Here is an 18,904-nt window from a genome sequence, read left to right on the forward strand (position 1 = left end):
CGTCATCCTGCCGTTGCGCAGCCCCGTCATCCTGGCCAAGGAGCTGGCGACCGTCGACGTGCTGTCCCGCGGGCGGCTGATCGTGGGCATCGGCGTGGACCTCGTCGATGTTCCGCGCTTCGAGCGCTCCATCGAGCGCACCCCGCGGTTGCTCGAGCGGCTGTTCTCGCCGGCTGAGCGCGGGCTCAAACCCCACTCGCTCGCCGCGCGCTATGCCGCCAAAGAGGCTCTGATCAAAGCACTCGGGGGGTCCGACGGCGTGCACTGGGCCGATATCGAGATCGCGTCCGAGCCGAGCGGCCGCCCGGCGTTCTCGCTGTCCGGGTCCACGGCAGCCGTCGTCGCCGCACGGGGGATCAGCACGCTGCACCTCTCGCTCTCGCACGACGCGGGCCTGGCCACCGCCTACGTGATCGCGGAGTCGACCGCGTGAGCAGGATGCCGGAGGGTGTCCTGCGCGAGGCCGTCATCGACAGCGGAGCGATCACCGCGAACGTGCGGCACCTGCGGGCCCTCACCGGCGCCGAGGTCATCGCCGTCGTGAAAGCCGACGGCTATGGGCACGGCGGCGTTCGCGCGGCCGTCGCGGCGCTCGAGGGCGGCGCGAACCGGCTGGGGGTGGCCGACATCGGCGAGGCGCTCGCGCTGCGACGCGCCGGGATCGACGCGCCGATTCTGGCGTGGCTGCACGCACCCGGAGCATCTTTCGCCGAAGCCGCGGCGGAGGGGATCGAGCTCGGGATCTCGAGCTTTGATCAGCTGCTCGCGGCGGCGGCGGCCGCATCGGCGGTCCGCGTCGTCGGCGTGCATCTCAAGGTCGAGACGGGGCTCGGTCGCAACGGCATCGCGCCGGAGGACTGCGCCGTGGTGTTCGCCGAGGCGGCCCGACTCGAGCGGATCGGGAAGATCCGCGTCCTCGGCATCTTCAGCCACCTGTCCAACACGACGCCGCATGATGACCGCGCCGCGCTCGCCCGGTTCCGCGATGCGCTCGCGCTCGCCTCGGTGCACGGCCTCGCGCCGCAGGTGCGGCACCTCGCCGCCTCGCACGCCGCGATCGATCTGCCCGAAGCACGATTCGGCTGTGTGCGCCTGGGGATCGCGATCTACGGGCTCTCGCCGTTCGCCGACCGGAACTCGGCCGACCTCGGCCTGCGCCCCGCCATGACTCTGCGCGCACCGGTCGCGGCGGTGCGCCGAGTCGGCGCGGGCCACGGCGTCTCTTACGGGTATCTGCACCGGGCGCAGCGCGAGACGACGCTCGCGCTCGTTCCGCTGGGCTACGCCGACGGCGTCCCGCGAAGCGCCTCGGGCGCCGGCGCCGTGCGCATCGGCCGGTCGACCTTTCCGGTGGCGGGGAGGATTGCGATGGACCAGTTGGTCGTCGACGTCGGCGATGCCCCGGTCGCGGTCGGAGACGAGGCCGTGCTGTTCGGCGACCCCACTCTCGGGATGCCGCCGGTCGAGGCGTGGGCCGATGCCGCCGGCACCATCAACTATGAGATCGTCACCCGGATCGGACCGCGCGTGCCGCGACGGCAGGTGACGCAGTGAGTGCGCGCCCCGAACCGCGCGGTCTGGATCGGTTCCTGGGGGAGCGCGAGGTCGCCTCCGCCGCCGACATGCACGCCCTCGGCCGTGACTTCGGCGCCGCGCTGCGCGGCGGGGACCTCGTCGTGCTCACCGGACCGCTCGGTGCGGGCAAGACGACTCTCACCCGAGGCATCGGTGAGGGCCTCGGGGTGCGCGGACCGATTCAGAGTCCGACGTTCGTGATCGCGCGCACGCACCCGTCGCTGGGGGAGGGCCCCTCGCTCGTGCACGTCGATGCGTACCGGCTCGGCACCGACGGTGAACTCGATGATCTCGACATCGACTTCGCACGCTCCGTCGTGATCGCCGAATGGGCCGCCCCGTACGCGGCTGCTGTCGCCGACGCATGGTGGGAGATCGAGATCGAGCGCGGGTGGTCGGGCACGGGTGTCGACACGGCGTGCGGGACAGCAGGCCCGCACGTCGCAGACATGGAGGATGCCGCACCGAGGACCCTGCGGGTCTCTCGCCGGCCGTGAGCCGCCGCCCGGATACCCTGGAGGGGTGATCCTCGGCATCGACACCTCGCTCGGCACATCCGTGGCCGTCGTCGGATCGGACGGCGTCGTGCACGCCGAGGTATCCAGGGCCGATCCCCTCGGCCACGCGGAGGTGATCGGCACGCTGATCGAGACGGCACTTGCGAATGCGGCCGATGGCACGACCGGGGCGGGTGCTCCCGGACCGATCGAGGTGACGCATGTCGCTGTGGGCATGGGCCCGGGGCCGTTCACGGGGCTGCGGGTCGGAATCGCCGCCGCGCGCGCCTTCGCTCTCGGGCGCGGGCTGCCGGTGATCGCGGTCCCGAGCCACGATGCTGCCGCACTCGCCGTCGTGCTGGCCGCTCCGTTCGCCGATGCTCCCCGCTTCGCGGTCGTCACCGACGCGCGACGCCGTGAGTTCGCCTTCTCGGTGTACGACGGTCTCGATGACGACGCCCTGCCGATCCGCGTCGCAGGACCTTCTCTCACGCCCCGCGATCACACGGACGCCGCGCTGGCCGCTCTGGGGGCAGAGCGGCGCGACACCACAGCCATTTCGGCCGCAATGATCGGCCTGGCCGCCGGCCGTGCCCATGCGGTCGGCCGCGTGCTCAGCGGACCTGAGCCTCTCTATCTGCGGCCACCCGATGTCACGCTCCCGACCGCGCCGAAGCGGGTGGGCACATGAGCGTGCGGGAGGCGACGGCATCCGACCTGCCCGCCATCATGCACCTCGAGCGCACGTCGTTCGAGGCGGATGCCTGGAGCGAGGCGACGATGCGCGAAGAGGTCGCGTCGCGCCACGGCCGCTACCTGGTTCTCGAAGAAGCCGGGGTCTTCCTCGGGTATGGCGGGCTGCGAGCGGTGGATGGGGCTGCCGCTGCCGATATCCAGACCATCGCAATCGCTGCTTCGGCCCGTGGTCGCGGGCGAGGCCGTGAGCTCCTGAGGGCGCTGCTGACGACCGCACACGAGCGCGGTGCGCGAGAGGTCTTCCTCGAGGTACGCGCCGACAACCCGGTCGCGACGGCTCTGTACGCGTCAGAGGGCTTCGTCGAGATCGCGCGCCGGCCGCGCTACTACCAGCCCGACGACGTGGATGCCGTCGTGATGAAGCTCGATCTCTCCCAGTGGGTGTCGGCGTCGACCAAGGATGCGGGAGTGCGCTCATGAGCGACGCGGCGCCGCTCGTGCTGGGTATCGAGACGAGTTGCGACGAGACGGGCATCGGCATCGTCCGCGGTCGTACCCTGCTCAGCAACACGATCGCCAGCTCGATGGACGAACACGCGCGCTACGGCGGTGTGGTGCCCGAGGTCGCCGCTCGCGCGCATCTGGAGGCACTGCAGCCCGCGATCGAGGCGGCAGTGGCCGAGGCTGGCATCCGGCTGGACGAACTCGATGCCGTTGCCGTGACCAGCGGCCCCGGACTGGCCGGCGCCCTGATGGTCGGCGTCGGCGCGGCCAAGGGACTTTCGGTGAGCCTCGGCAAGCCGCTGTACGCGGTCAACCACCTCGTCGGTCACATCGCAGCCGACCTCCTGACCGGCGACGACGTTGAGTATCCGACGGTCGCGCTGCTCGTCAGCGGCGGGCACACGTCTCTCCTGCTCGTTCGTGACCTCGTCACCGATGTCGAAATGCTGGGTGAAACGATGGACGATGCCGCCGGCGAGGCCTTCGACAAGATCGCCCGAATTCTCGGACTCCCCTACCCGGGCGGTCCCGAGATCGACCGGGTCGCCGCGAGCGGAGACCGCGATGCCATCCGGTTCCCCCGAGGACTTTCCCGCGCATCCGACATGGCCACCCGCCGCTACGACTTCTCGTTCTCCGGGGTGAAGACCGCCGTCGCCCGCTGGGTCGAGCAGCACGAGGACGAGGGCGTCGACATCGCGGATGTCGCGGCGTCGTTCCGCGAAGCGGTCGTCGATGTTCTGGTGACGAAGGCGCTGGATGCCTGCGCACGTCACGATGTCCCTCGTCTGCTGCTCGGGGGCGGTGTGATCGCCAATCGGCGCCTTCGCGACGTCGCGCTGGAACGCGCCGCCGCGGCCGGGGTAGCCGTGCGGATTCCGCCCCTCAGCCTCTGCACCGACAACGGTGCGATGATCGCCGCGCTCGCTTCGGAACTCATCCGTAGCGGGCGTCCCGAATCGACACTGGACTTCGGTGCCGATTCGACCCTCCCCGTGACCGAGATTCAGGTGGGAGTGGGCGAATGAGTGATCCTGACGCGGCCGCCGAGCCGGTGCCGGCCACGCAATCGCATAGCGGAACCGCCGAGGTGCCGGCATCCGTGGCGCTGCCCCGGAGCGCGGGGTGGGCGCTCACTTTCGCGATCCTCGGCTTGATCGTGTCGTTCTTCGTAGGCTGGGGATTCCCCATCGGACTCATCGGCGCCGGGCTCGCGATCGTTGCACTGCGCCGCCCGTGGGAGTCGCGGTCTGCGGCGGTGTGGGGGCTGTGCCTCAGCGTGCTGTCGCTCGTCTACAGCTCAGCCTGGCTGTGGTGGGCCTCGACTCAGGGACCGCCTTTCGGCTGACCTGCTCGGGGAGGGTCGTGCGCTGACTCACAGCCGGTCGGCGAGGATCGCCACCCGGGATCCTGCGGCGCGCGTCAGGAACAGCGTCGCCGATCCGTCGCCGCGGAGCTTGAGCTTCGTCCGCAGGGTCGCGGGATCGATGTCGACGCCGCGCTTCTTGATCTCCAGCGTGCCGATGTCCCGCTCGCGAAGCGCGCGTGCGAGGGCGCGGACGTCGGTCGGCAGCTGCTCGCGAACGCGGAACGACTGCACGAACGGGCTTGTGAGCGCAGCGTCTCCGGTCAGGTACGCGATGCCCTCGCTCAGCATCCCCGCGTCGAGAGCGCGTGCGACCTCGCCGATCAATCGTGCGCGGATGACGGCACCCTCCGGTTCGTGCAGGTAGGTGGCGAGCGGTCGGACGGGCGCGTCGACGGTGTCGGTGGATGCCGTCAGTTCGGCACCGGTGCCGCCGCGCACCACGAGCGCCGCGCGCCGCACTCCGGGCCGCGCGAGCGCCCCGGTCCACAGCACGAGCTCGATCGTCGAACCGTCCACGCTGATCCATTGCGCTTCCGCGTCGCCCGGGATCCGGCGGCGATCGAACGCGGGGCCGAGCTTCACGCCCGCGGGCATGCGTGCGGCGACGTCGAAGACCCACTCCAGCGGAGGTGACCACTCGTCGGCGCCGAGGCGCAGGGTCGAGCCGTGGCCCGCGGCGCGCCGCGCCGGGTCGAGCCAGACCGCGTTGACGTCCTCGAGCGATACGTCCTCTGCGCGCGCGTGCTGCACCGTGACCGAGCCGCTGAACGGGGCGAGATTGTACGCGGCCAGCACCGCCGTGATTTCGTCCGCGTCGACCGCGAGCACCTGCAGCCCGATGCCGGCGAGTCCGAGTGCATCGCCGCCGATGCCGCAGCCGAGGTCGGCGACATGGTTGAGGCCGGCGTCACGGAACCGTCCCGCGTGGCGGGCGGCGATCTCCAGTCGCGTCGCCTGTTCGAGCCCGGCTCGAGTGAAGAGCATCCGCTCGGCGAACGCTCCGAACTTCGTTCGTGCGCGTGTGCGCAGTCGGGCCTGTCCGACGGCGGCCGACACGAGATCGGGGGTCAACCCCTTCGCACGCAGCCGGGATACGGCGGCGGCCACCTCGCCGGCCGAGTCGATCGCGCCGAGTTCATCGACCAGCCGCAACCCCTCGGGGGTCAGCAGTGCGGTCAGTTCGGCGCGGTCCACTCGGCCAGCCTATGGCGCACGTCGCCGTCAAGATTGGCACTCGCGTTGCATGAGTGCCAACAGCGCCCTAGACTTGAGTTAGCACTCCACCGGTGTGGGTGCCAATCAGTCTTGAAGTTCTACGCCCAGCAAGAAAGAGGTAGACCGTGTCGGTTTCCATCAAGCCGCTCGAAGACCGCATCGTCATCAAGCAGGTCGAGGCTGAGCAGGTCACGTCCAGTGGCCTCGTCATCCCCGACACCGCCAAGGAGAAGCCCCAGGAGGGCGAGGTCATGGCGGTCGGACCGGGTCGCATCGACGACAACGGCAACCGCGTGCCCCTCGACGTCGCCGTCGGAGATCGCGTCATTTACAGCAAGTACGGCGGCACCGAGGTGAAGTTCGGCGGCGACGAACTGCTCGTCCTGTCGGCTCGCGACGTCCTGGCGGTCGTCGTCCGCTGACCTCGGTCGCACTCGAAGGCCCTCGGATCGCTCCGGGGGCCTTCGCTGTTTCACTCGGCGAGCAGGATGTCGCGGCCGAGGTGGCGCGGAGTCTGTCACGACCGTTCTAGGCTTGGACCCATGACACCTGACGAGAACGCCCGCGAGGAGCGTCTCGGCGGCGCCTACGCGTTCGGCGCCAACTTCCTCTGGGGCTTCATGCCCCTGTACTTCCTCACGCTGGCACCCACGGGGCCCTGGGAGGTCGTCAGTTGGCGCATCCTGTTCTCGCTGGCGTTCTGCGCAATCCTTCTGACTGTCACGCGCACGTGGGGAAAGCTCGTCGCGATCCTGCGGGATCGCCGGCTGGTGTTCTGGACGATCATCGCTGGCCTGCTGATCTACGTGAACTGGCAGGTGTTCCTCATCGGCACCCTGACCGGCCACGTGATCGAGGGAAGCCTCGGCTACTTCATCAACCCGATCGTGACGGTGCTGCTCGGGGTCCTGGTTCTGAAGGAGCGGCTGCGCATCGCGCAGTGGGTCGCCATCGGGATCGCGACACTCGCCGTCATCGTGATCGTCGTGGGCTACGGCGCCGTCCCGTGGATCGCGCTGACGCTCGCGGCCAGCTTCGGCACCTATGGGCTCGTCAAGAAGCAGATCGGACCGCGCGTCGACGCCGTCAGCGGCCTCACGCTCGAGTCGCTCTGGCTGGCGCCCGTGGCCGGCATTCAACTCGCCGTCGTCGGCGCGACGACGGGCCTCACGATCGGGACGCTCGGGGCCGGGCACACGGTTCTGCTGCTGCTCGCCGGCGCCATCACCGCGATCCCCTTGCTGCTGTTCGCCGCCGGCGCGCGGCGCGCGCCGCTGAGCGCCATCGGCCTGCTTCAGTTCCTCGCCCCGATTCTTCAGTTCATCACCGGCGCCTGGATCCTCCAGGAGCCCATGCCGCTGGAGCGATGGGTCGGGTTCGCCCTGGTCTGGGTCGCGCTCATCGTCCTCACGGTCGATTCTCTCCGTGCCGCGCGCAGAAGTCGCGCGACGGTGATCGGCTCGATGTTCTGACGATGCTCCCGCCGCGTGCTCGCGCGGAAGGTAACGATTGCGTCGCGTTACACGTCGTTAACACGTTGCAACACTCGGGAGACCGCACGGCGATTAGGTTTGAGCCACTGGGGCGGTTCCCGTGCGGCCCCGTGTTCACCTACACCAAGGAGCAACATGAGCGTCTTCACACGTTCACGCGCCGGCAAGGCACTTGGCGGCATCGCCGTCGTCGCCGTCAGCGCGGTCCTTCTCGCCGGCTGCGCCGGCGGAGGAACCACCACCCCATCCGAGAGCAGCGCTCCCGTCGAGGACCTGACCCTCAAGATCGGAAGCGTTCTGCCCCAGACCGGTAGTCTTGCGTTCCTCGGCCCGCCCGAGGAGGCCGGCGCGCTGCTGGCCGTCAACGAGGTCAACGAGGCCGCCAAGGGTCTTACGGTCGACTTCACTCCGGGTGACTCGGGAGACGCCGACAACAAGGCGTTCGAGACCACGGTCCCCAAGCTCCAGAACGCCGGGGTGTCCGCCATGATCGGCGCCGCAGCGTCGGGCGTCACGAAGCTCTTCCTCGACTCCAACGTCGCAGCCGGCATCGTCACCTTCTCGCCCGCCAACACTTCGCCCGACTTCACCACGTGGGAAGATGACAATCTGTACTGGCGCACCGCGCCGAGCGATCTGCTCCAGGGCGAGGTGCTCGGCAACCTGATCGCCGAAGACGGCCACAAGAACATCGGGATCATCTACCAGAATGATGCCTATGGAACGGGCCTCTTCGGGGTCGTCAAGGAGGTCTTCGAGGCCTCCGGCGGCACCGTCGTGGCCGAGGCGTCATATAACGACGGCGACAGCTCGTTCGACGCCCAGGTGGCGACCGTTACGGCAGCCAACCCCGACGCGATCGTGCTCATCACGTTCGACCAGTTCGCGACGATCGCGCCGCTGCTGGTCAACGCCGGCGAGGATGCGAAGAACTTCTACCTCGTCGACGGAAACCTCAAGCAGTGGGGTGCCGACGTCGCAGTCTCGCTCGAGGGTGCGAAAGGCACGACGCCCGGACCGGTACTCGAGGATGACTTCAAGGAGCGCCTGAACACGGCCTGGACGGACGCCGGCAACACCGCTCTCGATGACTACTCGTACGCTGCTGAGTCCTACGATGCGGTTATCCTGCTGGCTTTGGCCTCGCTGGCGGCGGGCTCGACGACGGGTCCGGACATCGCGACCAAGCTGCAGGAAGTGTCCGGCGGCAGCGGTGACGGCACGAAGTGCACGTCGTTCGCCGAGTGCGCCGACATCATCCTCGACGGTGGCGTGGCCGACTACGACGGCTACTCCGGACCGGTCACGTTCGACGATGCGGGCGACCCGACGGAGGCATCGATCGGCATCTTCCAGTACGGTGCCGACAACATGCACACGCGTATCGAGACCCGCTGAGTTCTCACGCGACATGGGATGGGCCCCGGAGCAATCCGGGGCCCGTTCCGTTGGTCCGGGTCGCCCGGCGGAGCGGGGCTCAGTGAGCGGCGTCGTCCTCGCCGAGCGTGCCCAGGTAGAGACCGATGACCTGCGGGTCGTTCAGCAGGGCACGGCCGGTGCCGTGATGGGCATCGCGCCCCTGATCGAGCACGTAGCCTCGGTCGCAGATCTGCAGGCAGCGTCGCGCATTCTGCTCGACCATGATGGTCGTCACGCCCGCCTTGTTGATGTCGGAGACGCGGATGAACGCATCGTCCTGTCGGACGGGGGACAGCCCCGCACTCGGCTCGTCCAGGAGCAGCACCGACGGGTCCATCATGAGGGCGCGGCTCATGGCCACCATCTGCCGTTCGCCGCCGGAGAGTGAGCCGGCGCGCTGCTTCAGTCGCTTGCCGAGCTCCGCGAAGATCCCGGTGACGAACTCGAGGCGTTCGGCGTAGATCTTCGGGTTTTGGAAGAGTCCCATCTGCAGATTCTCTTCGATCGACAAAGACGGGAAGACATTGTTGTTCTGCGGCACGAAGGCCACTCCGCGCTCCACGAGCTTGTCGGCCTTCAAGCCTACGATCGACTCGCCGTTGAGGGTGATGTCTCCCCCGCGTACCTTCACCATGCCGAAGATCGCCTTGAGCAGGGTCGACTTGCCGGCACCATTGGGCCCGATGATCCCGATCAGCTCGCCCTTGCGGGCGACCAGGTTGGCGCCGTTGATGATGTTGATGCCGGGAAGGTAGCCGGCGGTGAGGTCGGTGACGTCGACGACGATGTCCGCCGTCGACGGACCATCGGTGGGCGTGAGTGCGTGGGCGGGGGTGCTCACTTCTTCTCCTCTTCGGCGTCGGCGATCGCCGCAGCCTCGTCCGCTTCGATCTCCTCGAGCAGTGCGATGGCAGACGTGTCGAGTTCACCCGAGACGCGGCCGGTGACCACGCCCAGATCGACGTCCTGGTGGCTGCCGAGGTACGCGTCGATGACCGCCTTGTCCTCCATGACGGTGGCCGGCGGTCCTTCGGCGACGACCCTGCCCTCGGCCATCACGACGACCCAGTCGGCGATGTGGCGCACCATGTGCATGTCGTGCTCGACGAACAGCACGGTCACTCCGAGGTCCTTCAGATCGAGGATGTGGTCGAGGAGCGACTGAGTGAGCGCCGGGTTCACCCCGGCCATGGGCTCATCGAGCATGACCAGGTTGGGGTCGCTCATAAGCGCGCGGGCCATCTCGAGGAGCTTGCGCTGGCCGCCCGAGAGCGACGCCGCGAAGTCCTTCTCCTTGGCATCTAGCTTGAAGCGGGCGAGGAGCCCGCGCGCTTTCTCTTCGTTGGCGCTCTCTTGGCCGCGCCAGGTGGCAGGGAGGAAGGACTGCCAGAACCGCTCGCCCTTCTGACCGCCCGCGCCGAGCTTCATGTTCTCCAGAACCGTGAGCAACGAAAGCGCCTTCGTCAGCTGGAAGGTGCGCACCTGCCCCATCCGCGCGACCTTGAAGGCCGGTATGCCGGCGAGGTTCTGCCCGTCGTAGGACCAGGCGCCGGTGTTCGGCTTGTCGAAGCCGCAGAGCAGGTTGAACAGGGTGGTCTTGCCGGCGCCGTTCGGGCCGATCAGGGCAGTGATGGCGTTGCGCGGGATCTCGAGGTGCTCGACGTCGACCGCGGTCAGGCCTCCGAAGCGCCGTGTGACATTGTCGATCACCATGATCGGATCGACCTTCGGCACGCCGGGCACAGGGTCGCCCTTGGCCAGACCGGTCGATTTCGGGCGTGGGACGCTGCCGGTCATCGGGGCCGGTTCGGTGGATGCCGCGGCATCCACCGGGTGCGGATCATTTGACAAAGGTCGTCTCCCTCTTGTCGCCGAGGATTCCCTGCGGACTGAAGATCACGAGGAGCATGAGCGCGACGCCCACCAGGATGTATCGGAGAGTCCCGGCCTGGATGTCCGTCATCGGCAGCCATCCGGCTTTCGCCATCTCGGGCAGCAGATTGCCGAGCAGCGCCATGACCATCCAGAAGATGACGGCACCGACCGATGGTCCGAAGATCGTCGATGCTCCGCCGAGCAGGAGGATCGTCCAGAGGAAGAATGTCAGCGCCGTCGTGTAGCTCGACGGGATGACCGCCGAAGGGAGCACGTAGACAATGCCGCCGAGACCGCCGATCACGCCCCCGATCACGAGGGCCTGCATCTTGTAGGCGAAGACGTTCTTTCCGAGTGAGCGCACGGCATCCTCGTCTTCGCGGATGCCCTTGAGGACTCGGCCCCACGGGCTGCGCATCAGCGACCACACGACGAAGATCGACAGCGCCAGTGTGAGCACGCCGAAGACGACCACCCAGAGCTGCTGGGCTGTGTACTGCCAGGGTCCCCAGCCGTACTTCTCGCCTGTGGGCAGCACCGGGAAGGGATTGGACGACTGGAAGCTGCCGTTGTAGTTGCCGAGGCCGTCGGCAGAATTGGTCCATTCGTCGAAGATCTGCGTCGTGAAGAGCAGGCGCACGATCTCGGCCGCGGCGATCGTCACGATCGCGAGATAATCGGCGCGCAGACGCAGGGTGGGCACGCCGAGGATCACCGCGAACAGTGCCGCGAGCAGAAGGCCCACGAGCATGGCGAGGAACCACGGTAGGCCGAAGGTCAGCACCGAGATCGCGTATCCGTAGGCGCCGAGGGCCATGAACCCGGCCATGCCGAAGTTCAGCAGACCCGCGTAGCCGAAGTGCACGGCGAGGCCGGTGGCCGCGAGGGCATAGGCGATCGTGACCGGGCTCAGCAGGTAGCTGAGCGTGTTGGAGAGGATGGAGGCCCAATCCATGGCGGTTACCCCAGCCTTTCTTTACGACCGAGCAGACCCTGTGGACGCACCAGCAGGATGAGGATCAGCACGACCAGGGCTCCCGCGTACTTGAGGTCGGACGGAATCCACAGGGTGGACGTTTCGACCACCACCCCGACGATGAGCGAGCCCAGCAGCGCGCCGAAAGCCGTGCCGAGCCCACCGAGGGTCATCGCAGCGAAGATGAGCAGTAGCATCTGCGTGCCCATGTTCCACTGCACGCCGGGGCGGAAGTATGCCCAGAGCACGCCGGAGATGGCGGCGAGCGTGCCTGCCATCACCCAGACGATCCGCACGACCCGGTCCACGTCGATTCCGGATGCCGCCGCCAGCTGCGGGTTGTCGGAAATCGCGCGGGTGGCTTTGCCGATGCGGGTGCGCAACAGGAAGAAGGCGACGGCGCAGATCACGACGATGCTCACCCCCATGCTGATCAGATCGATGTAGGAGAGCGAGATCGGTCCCAACTGGATCGGTGCGGGACTGGCTCCGGGCAGCTGATACGTCTTGCCGCCGACGAAGAACTGGTACACATAGCGCAGCGCGAGCGACAAGCCGATCGAGACGATCATCAGCTGCACTGCGCCGAGCCCGCGGCGGCGCAAAGGGCGCCATAGGCCCATATCCGTGACGAGCCCCAGCGCGGCACCCCCCAGGACGGCCGCGAGGATTCCCAGCCACAGTGGCAGCTGCCACGTGGTGGAAAAGACCATCGCCACCAGGGCTCCCCAGGTCACCATCTCGCCGTGGGCGAAGTTCGACAATCCGGTGGTGCCGAAGATGAGGGCCGCGCCCATAGCCGCCAGCGCCAGCAGGAGCCCGAAGTTGAGGCCGTTGACGAGGCGCACCGCGAGCTGATCGACGAAGGACTGCGTGACGCGTTCGCCGGCCCCGAGGAAGAGATTCACGATCTTCGTCTTGGTGAGTCCGAACTCGACCTCGAACGACCCCGTGGTTCCCTGGATGGGCTGCAGGCCTTCAGCGAGCTGGGTCGCATCGACGATGACGCCCTCGGGAAGGGTGTCTTCGCCGACCGTGAGCGTGTAAGTGTCCTTCTCGGGCACGTACAGGCGCCACTTGCCTTCTGCGTCGGTGATCGTCTGAGCCTCGAATCCGCCGCCGGAGACCGACATCGTCACGTCCGGCACAGGTTTCTCGGCGAACGTGATGACGCCCCCGAAGTAGAAGTCCGTCTGCTCCTGATCGGCTCCGGGTGTGTCGGGGGCGGCGGCGTGCGCAGCCATCGGAGTGCTGAGCAAGAGCAGCCCGGCCGACAGCAAGGCGCCCAGAAACAGCACAATCCATCGCTTCGAATCGCGTGCGGTGACGGTCGTGGGTCTCACGAATCCTCCAGTCCGGCGCACCTGGTGTGGGTGATGCGGCCGCAGTCGGCAGTGACTACGACGGTACGAGCGTAATGTGTCCGCTTTGTTTCGCCTATTGGTCCCCCCTGTCCGCCGCCCCGCGATCGCCCTGTACGCCTGGGCTGGACCGGAATTATTCCCGGTCTATCCGCCTTAGAATCGGTACAGCCCGAATACATGCAGGAGAGCCATGGACCACAACGACCCGTTCGGCTTTATCGGATTGACCTACGACGACGTCCTGCTCCTCCCGGGACACACCGACGTCATCCCGTCCGAGGCCGACACGTCCTCGCGGGCCACCCGTCGCATCACGGTCGCCACGCCGCTGCTGTCCGCCGCGATGGACACCGTCACCGAGGCGCGCATGGCGATTGCGATCGCCCGCGAAGGAGGTCTCGGCATCCTGCACCGGAACGCCTCGATCGCCGAGCAGGCGTCGATGGTGGACCGCGTCAAGCGCAGCGAATCCGGCATGATCACTGACCCGATCACGACGAGCCCGGACGCGACGATCGATGAGGTCGACGCGCTGTGCGCGCAGTACCGCATCTCCGGATTGCCCGTCGTCGATGACGACGGACGACTGCTGGGAATCATCACCAATCGTGACATGCGCTTCGTTTCGGGCTTCGAGCGCCAGACGACCAAGGTGCGCGACGTCATGACCTCCGAGGGCCTCATCACGGGGCGCGTCGGGATCGGCGCGGGCGAGGTCATCGCCCTGTTCGCCCGGCACCGCGTCGAGAAGCTGCCGCTCATCGATGGTGACGGAAAGCTCGCGGGGCTCATCACCATCAAGGACTTCGACAAGAGCGAGAAGTATCCGCTGGCCACCAAGGACGAGCACGGTCGTCTGCGAGTCGGCGCGGCGATCGGGTTCTTCGGCGACGCGTGGGAGCGCGCGGAGGCGCTGCGGGACGCGGGCGTGGACGTGCTCGTCGTCGACACGGCCAACGGTCAGTCAGCGGGCGTGATCGACATGGTCCGTCGCCTGCGGGCAGACTCCTCGTTCGATGGCATCGACATCGTCGGCGGAAACGTCGCAACGCGCGAGGGTGCGCAGGCCCTCATCGACGCCGGAGTCGACGCCGTGAAGGTCGGCGTCGGGCCGGGCTCGATCTGCACGACGCGCATCGTGGCCGGCGTCGGAGTGCCGCAGGTCACGGCGATCTGGGAGGCATTCCAGTCCGTGCGCGACGCCGGCATCCCGATCATCGCCGATGGTGGCCTGCAGTACTCCGGTGATATCGCCAAAGCTCTCGTCGCCGGCGCGGATACCGTGATGCTCGGCTCGCTGCTGGCGGGAACAGACGAATCGCCCGGCGAGATCGTCTTCCAGGGCGGAAAACAGTTCAAGCTCTATCGCGGAATGGGCTCACTCGGAGCACTGCAGACCCGCGGCAAGAAGACCTCGTACTCGAAGGATCGCTACTTCCAGGCTGATGTGCCCAGCGACGACAAGCTCATTCCCGAGGGCATCGAGGGCCAGGTCGCGTATCGCGGACCTGTCTCGGCGGTCGCATACCAACTCGTCGGGGGACTGCGCCAGTCGATGTTCTACGTCGGCGCCCGCACGATCGAGGAGCTCAAGGCCAAGGGGAAGTTCGTGCGCATCACCGCCGCAGGCCTGAAGGAGTCCCACCCCCACGACGTCCAGATCGTGGTGGAGGCCCCGAACTACAAGCGCTGAGCGCTCACCGCCGCCGGAGTTACCGGAGCATCACCCGAACGCCGCACCGGAGCGGCCGTTGGCGTTGGATGCGGCGCTGGCGGCATTCTGCGGAGACCGGGCCGGTGGGGACCGCGGGTAGGCTGAAAGCGTGAGCATGGAGATCGAGCTCGGCCGCGCCAAGCGCGCCCGCCGGGCCTACGTATTCGACGACATCGCGGTCGTGCCGTCGCGGCGAACCCGCAACCCCGAGGACGTCTCGACGTCCTGGTCGATCGACGCGTACGGTTTCGGGATTCCGGTGCTCGGCGCGCCGATGGACTCCGTCATGAGTCCCCGCACCGCGATCATGCTCGGTCAGCTCGGCGGTCTCGGCGTCCTCGACCTCGAGGGCCTGTGGACCCGCTACGACGACCCCGCACCGCTGCTCGCCGAGATCGCCAGCCTCTCGGATGCCGACGCCACCCGGCGCATGCAGGAGCTCTACGCCGAACCGATCAAACCCGAACTCATACGGGACCGACTCGCCGAGATCCGGGACGCGGGCGTGACCGTGGCCGGGGCGCTCACTCCCCAGCGCACGCAGGACCTGTACGAGACGGTCGTCGCCGCGGGCGTCGACCTGTTCGTCATCCGCGGGACGACTGTGTCGGCCGAGCACGTCTCCAGCGAGCTCGAGCCGCTGAACCTCAAAAAGTTCATCTACGACCTCGACGTTCCCGTCATCGTCGGCGGCGCTTCGACGTACACCGCCGCGCTTCACCTCATGCGCACCGGGGCTGCGGGCGTCCTCGTCGGTTTCGGCGGGGGCGCCGCCTCGACGACGCGCGCGACCCTCGGCATCCACGCCCCGATGGCCACGGCGGTCGCGGACGTCGCGGGCGCGCGCCGTGACTACCTGGACGAGTCCGGCGGACGCTACGTCCACGTCATCGCCGACGGCGGAGTGGGCACCTCGGGCGACATCGTCAAGGCGCTCGCGATGGGCGCGGACGCGGTCATGCTCGGTGTCGCGCTCGCGCGTGCAACCGACGCACCCGGCCAGGGCTTCCACTGGGGGCCCGAGGCCCACCACGCCAAGCTTCCTCGCGGCAGGCGCGTCCGGGTCGGCCAGGTGGGTCCTCTCGAGCAGATCCTCTACGGGCCGGCGCTGGTAGCCGACGGCACCGCGAACCTCATCGGCGCGCTGCGCAAGTCGATGGCCACGACCGGGTATTCCGACCTCAAGGAGTTCCAGCGCGTCGAGGTCGTTGTCGCGCCGTACGACGCTCACTGATGTCTCGCGTCGCCCCGGTACCCGAAGCTGCGGAGGGATTTCCCCCGACGCTCCGCGAGGTCATGCTGCGTCCCTGGTGGATCGGGATGCTCGTGTTCGCCCTCGCCGTCGCCGCGCTGTTCGCCTGGCTCGGCCAGTGGCAGCTGGCGCGAGCGATCGACTCCGATCCGCCGCCGCCGGGAGCCACCGAGGTTGTGCAGCCGCTCGGCGAGGTCGTCTCGCCCGGAAAGTACCTCCCCGAGCCGCGCGTCGGTCAGCGGGTCGAGGTGAGCGGCAGCTGGCATCCGACCGACTTCCTCGTCGTCTCGTCGCGCTTCAACGGCGGCACCGAGGGCTATTGGGTGACCGGACAGTTCCGCGCCGACCCCGAGCCCGGTTCGGCGTCCGGTGACCCCGAGGCGTTGCTGGCTGTCGCGATCGGCTGGGCGCCCACACGCCAGTCGGCCGATGCCGCGGCGTCTGCGCTCGCGGCCGAACCCGACCCGGTGGCCGTGACGCTGACCGGGCGGCTCATCTCGGACGAGGGCCCGGCGCTCCCGTCGGCCGGCGCGCTGGCGGCGGAGATGACCCGGATGTCCCCGGCAGCCCTGCTCAGCCAGTGGAGCGATGTGGCAGGGCTGGACGTGTACCGGCCCTACCTGGTCGCCGACGTCGACACGACCGGATTCGCTCTGCCGGAGGGCGTTGTCGAGATCGACTCTCCGGCGCCCGATGAAGCCACTCCGGTGAACTGGCTCAACATCTTCTACGCAGTGGAGTGGGTGATCTTCGCCGGCTTCGCGTTCTACATGTGGTACCGCCTTGCGCGGGACGCGTGGGAGAAAGAGCTCGAGGATCTGGAAGAGCGCACCGGACCGGTTCAGTAGACTGGACCGCATGCCTCAGCCAAAACTCGCCACGTTCCCGGCGATCCGCGGGGCGCTGAAGTTCTACCAGGTTGCCTCTGTCGTCACCGGCGTCGGCTTGCTCTTGTTGGTGACGGAGATGGTGATCAAGTACGGCTTCGGTCATGAGCTGTTCCTCGGCGGCTCCGGCGGCTTCCTCTGGTTCGCACCGGTGATCGAGACGGCAACAGGAGCCGAGTCGACTGGCGACGGCGTGAACCTCTCGCTCGGGATCCTGATCCTCCACGGATGGTTCTACGTGGTGTACCTCTTCGCCTGCTTCCGCGTGTGGAGCCTGTTGCGGTGGGGCTTCCTGCGCTTCATCACGCTCGCGCTGGGGGGTGTCATCCCCTTCCTGTCGTTCTTCATGGAGGCTCGCGTCGCCCGCGAGGTCAAGACCTACCTCGCCGAGCGCGAGGCGGCATCCGTGCTCATCCCCGAGGGCACCGGGTGACCGCCGAGACCCAGACTGATCAACGGCCCGTGCTGGTCGTCGACTTCGGCGCGCAGTACGCGCAGCTCATCGCTCGCCGCGTGCGCGAGGCCGGTGTCTACAGCGAGATCGTCCCGCACACCGTCACTGCTGCGGAGGTCGCCGAGCGCAGGCCGCTTGCGCTCGTGCTGTCCGGCGGCCCTTCTTCCGTGTACGAGCCGGGGGCGCCCGCGCTGGATGCCGGGGTGCTCGAGCTCGGCATCCCGACGCTCGGCATCTGCTACGGCTTCCAGGTGATGGCCCGCCAGCTGGGCGGGGTCGTCGCGAATACGGGGCTGCGCGAGTACGGGGCGACCGACGTCGTCCTGGCGGGTGACGGCGGCCTGCTGCTCGGCGGGCAGCCCGCCAGGCAGAACGTGTGGATGAGCCACGGCGACCTGGTCTCGGAGGCGCCCACCGGCTTCGACGTGCTCGCCTCGACCGCAGCGACTCCGGTGGCAGCCTTCGGCAACGCCGAGAAGTGCTTCTACGGCGTGCAGTGGCACCCCGAGGTCAAGCACTCCGACTACGGCCAGGACGTCCTCGTCAACTTCCTGCACAAAGCGGCCGGAATCGCCTCCGACTGGAACAGCGGCAACGTGATCGCTGAGCAGGTGGCGAAGATCCAGGCGCAGGTGGGTGATGCGCGCGTGCTCTCGGCGCTGTCCGGCGGGGTGGACTCGGCGGTCTCCACTGCGCTCGTGCACAAGGCGGTCGGCGACCAGCTCGTGGCCGTATTCGTCGACCATGGGCTCCTCCGCAAGGGCGAGCGTGAGCAGGTCGAGCAGGACTACGTTGCCTCGACCGGTGTGCGTTTGATCACGGTCGACGCCCGCGAGACCTTCCTCGAAGCGCTTGCTGGGGTCACCGATCCCGAGCAGAAGCGCAAGATCATCGGGCGAGAGTTCATTCGGGCATTCGAGAAAGCGCAGGCGGACCTCGTCGCCGAGGCAGTCGCCGAGGGCGAGCCGATCCGCTTCCTCGTGCAAGGGACGCTTTACCCCGATGTCGTCGAATCCGGCGGGGGTACCGGCACCGCGAACATCAAGAGTCACCACAACGTGGGCGGCCTTCCCGAAGACCTGCAGTTCGAGCTGGTCGAGCCGCTTCGGACCCTGTTCAAGGATGAGGTCCGCGCAATCGGGCGTGAGCTCGGCCTGCCGCCCGAAATCGTCGGGCGGCAGCCGTTTCCGGGGCCGGGCCTCGGGATCAGGATCGTGGGTGAGGTCACGGCTGACCGGCTTGCGGTGTTGCAGGATGCCGATGCGATCGCCCGCGAAGAACTGACCGAAGCGGGTCTCGACGACGAAATCTGGCAGTGTCCCGTCGTGCTGCTCGCAGACGTCCGCTCCGTCGGCGTCCAGGGCGATGGCCGCACCTACGGCCACCCCATCGTGCTGCGTCCGGTCTCGTCGGAAGATGCGATGACGGCGGACTGGACTCGGCTGCCCTACGACGTGCTGTCGAGGATCAGCAACCGGATCACCAACGAGGTCCGCGATGTCAACCGGGTCGTCCTCGATGTGACGAGTAAGCCCCCGGGGACCATCGAGTGGGAGTGAGCAGAGCGGACGGATGCCCGAGCGGGTGATCTGAGGATCGGGCTCCGGGCTCCGG

At 68.1% G+C, this 18,904-nt stretch carries 20 protein-coding genes; 15 read left to right on the forward strand and 5 right to left on the reverse strand.

Translation table 11 applies throughout. From position 1 onward, the window contains the following. Nucleotides 1–76: 76 nt before the first annotated feature. From QZV81_RS04765 to QZV81_RS04795, 7 genes are all read left to right on the forward strand, one after another. Nucleotides 77–433, forward strand: a complete 357-nt coding sequence (locus QZV81_RS04765; RefSeq protein ID WP_292833388.1) for a holo-ACP synthase — start codon at nucleotides 77–79, stop codon at nucleotides 431–433. Nucleotides 434–438: 5 nt separating this feature from the next. Beyond that, nucleotides 439–1,554, forward strand: coding sequence for an alanine racemase (alr, locus tag QZV81_RS04770; RefSeq protein WP_292833391.1), 1,116 nt, complete (start codon nucleotides 439–441; stop codon nucleotides 1,552–1,554). A gap of 68 nt (nucleotides 1,555–1,622) precedes the next feature. Next, nucleotides 1,623–2,072, forward strand: coding sequence for a tRNA (adenosine(37)-N6)-threonylcarbamoyltransferase complex ATPase subunit type 1 TsaE (gene tsaE, locus QZV81_RS04775; RefSeq protein WP_292833394.1), 450 nt, complete (start codon nucleotides 1,623–1,625; stop codon nucleotides 2,070–2,072). Nucleotides 2,073–2,097: 25 nt separating this feature from the next. Beyond that, nucleotides 2,098–2,763: a tRNA (adenosine(37)-N6)-threonylcarbamoyltransferase complex dimerization subunit type 1 TsaB gene (tsaB, locus tag QZV81_RS04780; RefSeq protein WP_292833325.1), complete on the forward strand. Its 666-nt coding sequence runs from the start codon at nucleotides 2,098–2,100 to the stop codon at nucleotides 2,761–2,763. Beyond that, a complete protein-coding gene (rimI, locus tag QZV81_RS04785; protein ID WP_292833329.1) occupies nucleotides 2,760–3,248 on the forward strand; it encodes a ribosomal protein S18-alanine N-acetyltransferase in 489 nt (162 codons plus the stop codon). Before tsaB ends, rimI begins: the two co-directional genes overlap by 4 nt. Next, nucleotides 3,245–4,300 (forward strand): tRNA (adenosine(37)-N6)-threonylcarbamoyltransferase complex transferase subunit TsaD, encoded by a 1,056-nt coding sequence (gene tsaD / locus QZV81_RS04790; protein WP_292833332.1) that lies wholly within the window; start codon nucleotides 3,245–3,247, stop codon nucleotides 4,298–4,300. The genes rimI and tsaD overlap by 4 nt, the downstream gene beginning before the upstream one ends. Then, nucleotides 4,297–4,620 (forward strand): hypothetical protein, encoded by a 324-nt coding sequence (locus QZV81_RS04795; RefSeq protein WP_292833335.1) that lies wholly within the window; start codon nucleotides 4,297–4,299, stop codon nucleotides 4,618–4,620. The genes tsaD and QZV81_RS04795 overlap by 4 nt, the downstream gene beginning before the upstream one ends. Nucleotides 4,621–4,647: 27 nt before the next feature. Here the strand turns inward: QZV81_RS04795 and QZV81_RS04800 are convergent, their stop codons facing one another. Continuing rightward, nucleotides 4,648–5,835, reverse strand: coding sequence for a class I SAM-dependent methyltransferase (locus tag QZV81_RS04800; protein ID WP_292833338.1), 1,188 nt, complete (start codon nucleotides 5,833–5,835; stop codon nucleotides 4,648–4,650). 146 nt (nucleotides 5,836–5,981) lie between these two features. Here QZV81_RS04800 and groES point away from each other — a divergent pair, with 146 nt between their 5' ends. The 3 genes from groES (at nucleotide 5,982) to QZV81_RS04815 (ending at nucleotide 8,747) form a co-directional block, all read left to right on the forward strand. Then, nucleotides 5,982–6,278, forward strand: coding sequence for a co-chaperone GroES (groES, locus tag QZV81_RS04805; protein WP_292833341.1), 297 nt, complete (start codon nucleotides 5,982–5,984; stop codon nucleotides 6,276–6,278). A 120-nt stretch (nucleotides 6,279–6,398) separates the two neighbouring features. Continuing rightward, complete coding sequence (rarD, locus tag QZV81_RS04810) at nucleotides 6,399–7,328, forward strand: EamA family transporter RarD (protein WP_292833344.1); 930 nt, start codon at nucleotides 6,399–6,401, stop codon at nucleotides 7,326–7,328. Between the two features lie 156 nt (nucleotides 7,329–7,484). Then, the gene (locus QZV81_RS04815) at nucleotides 7,485–8,747 is read left to right on the forward strand and encodes an ABC transporter substrate-binding protein (protein ID WP_292833348.1); all 1,263 of its coding nucleotides are present in this window, start codon (nucleotides 7,485–7,487) and stop codon (nucleotides 8,745–8,747) included. A 79-nt stretch (nucleotides 8,748–8,826) separates the two neighbouring features. Here QZV81_RS04815 and QZV81_RS04820 read toward each other — a convergent pair whose 3' ends face one another. Genes QZV81_RS04820 through QZV81_RS04835 form a run of 4 tightly spaced genes read right to left on the reverse strand, consistent with a single transcriptional unit; the run spans nucleotide 8,827 to nucleotide 12,863 of the window. Then, nucleotides 8,827–9,555 (reverse strand): ABC transporter ATP-binding protein, encoded by a 729-nt coding sequence (locus QZV81_RS04820; RefSeq protein ID WP_292833397.1) that lies wholly within the window; start codon nucleotides 9,553–9,555, stop codon nucleotides 8,827–8,829. A gap of 50 nt (nucleotides 9,556–9,605) precedes the next feature. Beyond that, nucleotides 9,606–10,565, reverse strand: coding sequence for an ABC transporter ATP-binding protein (locus QZV81_RS04825; RefSeq protein ID WP_292833400.1), 960 nt, complete (start codon nucleotides 10,563–10,565; stop codon nucleotides 9,606–9,608). 43 nt (nucleotides 10,566–10,608) lie between these two features. Then, complete coding sequence (locus tag QZV81_RS04830; protein WP_292833351.1) at nucleotides 10,609–11,598, reverse strand: branched-chain amino acid ABC transporter permease; 990 nt, start codon at nucleotides 11,596–11,598, stop codon at nucleotides 10,609–10,611. Nucleotides 11,599–11,603: 5 nt separating this feature from the next. Beyond that, nucleotides 11,604–12,863 carry a branched-chain amino acid ABC transporter permease gene (locus QZV81_RS04835; protein ID WP_292833403.1) on the reverse strand — a complete coding sequence of 420 codons (1,260 nt, stop codon included), beginning with the start codon at nucleotides 12,861–12,863 and terminating at the stop codon, nucleotides 11,604–11,606. Between the two features lie 310 nt (nucleotides 12,864–13,173). Between QZV81_RS04835 and guaB the strand changes: the two genes are divergently transcribed. From guaB to guaA, 5 genes are all read left to right on the forward strand, one after another. Next, nucleotides 13,174–14,676, forward strand: a complete 1,503-nt coding sequence (gene guaB, locus QZV81_RS04840; RefSeq protein WP_292833354.1) for an IMP dehydrogenase — start codon at nucleotides 13,174–13,176, stop codon at nucleotides 14,674–14,676. 136 nt (nucleotides 14,677–14,812) lie between these two features. Further along, entirely contained in the window at nucleotides 14,813–15,931 is a 1,119-nt protein-coding gene (locus QZV81_RS04845) for a GuaB3 family IMP dehydrogenase-related protein (RefSeq protein WP_292833406.1), read from the forward strand. After that, nucleotides 15,931–16,797, forward strand: coding sequence for an SURF1 family cytochrome oxidase biogenesis protein (locus QZV81_RS04850; RefSeq protein WP_292833357.1), 867 nt, complete (start codon nucleotides 15,931–15,933; stop codon nucleotides 16,795–16,797). Before QZV81_RS04845 ends, QZV81_RS04850 begins: the two co-directional genes overlap by 1 nt. Before the next feature lie 10 nt (nucleotides 16,798–16,807). Next, nucleotides 16,808–17,269: a DUF3817 domain-containing protein gene (locus QZV81_RS04855; RefSeq protein WP_292833360.1), complete on the forward strand. Its 462-nt coding sequence runs from the start codon at nucleotides 16,808–16,810 to the stop codon at nucleotides 17,267–17,269. Then, nucleotides 17,266–18,849 carry a glutamine-hydrolyzing GMP synthase gene (guaA, locus tag QZV81_RS04860; RefSeq protein ID WP_292833363.1) on the forward strand — a complete coding sequence of 528 codons (1,584 nt, stop codon included), beginning with the start codon at nucleotides 17,266–17,268 and terminating at the stop codon, nucleotides 18,847–18,849. Before QZV81_RS04855 ends, guaA begins: the two co-directional genes overlap by 4 nt. The last annotated feature ends 55 nt before the right edge of the window (nucleotides 18,850–18,904 follow it).

The organism is Microbacterium sp. (assembly GCF_011620665.1).
In the GTDB taxonomy this organism is placed as follows: Bacteria; Actinomycetota; Actinomycetes; order Actinomycetales; family Microbacteriaceae; genus Microbacterium.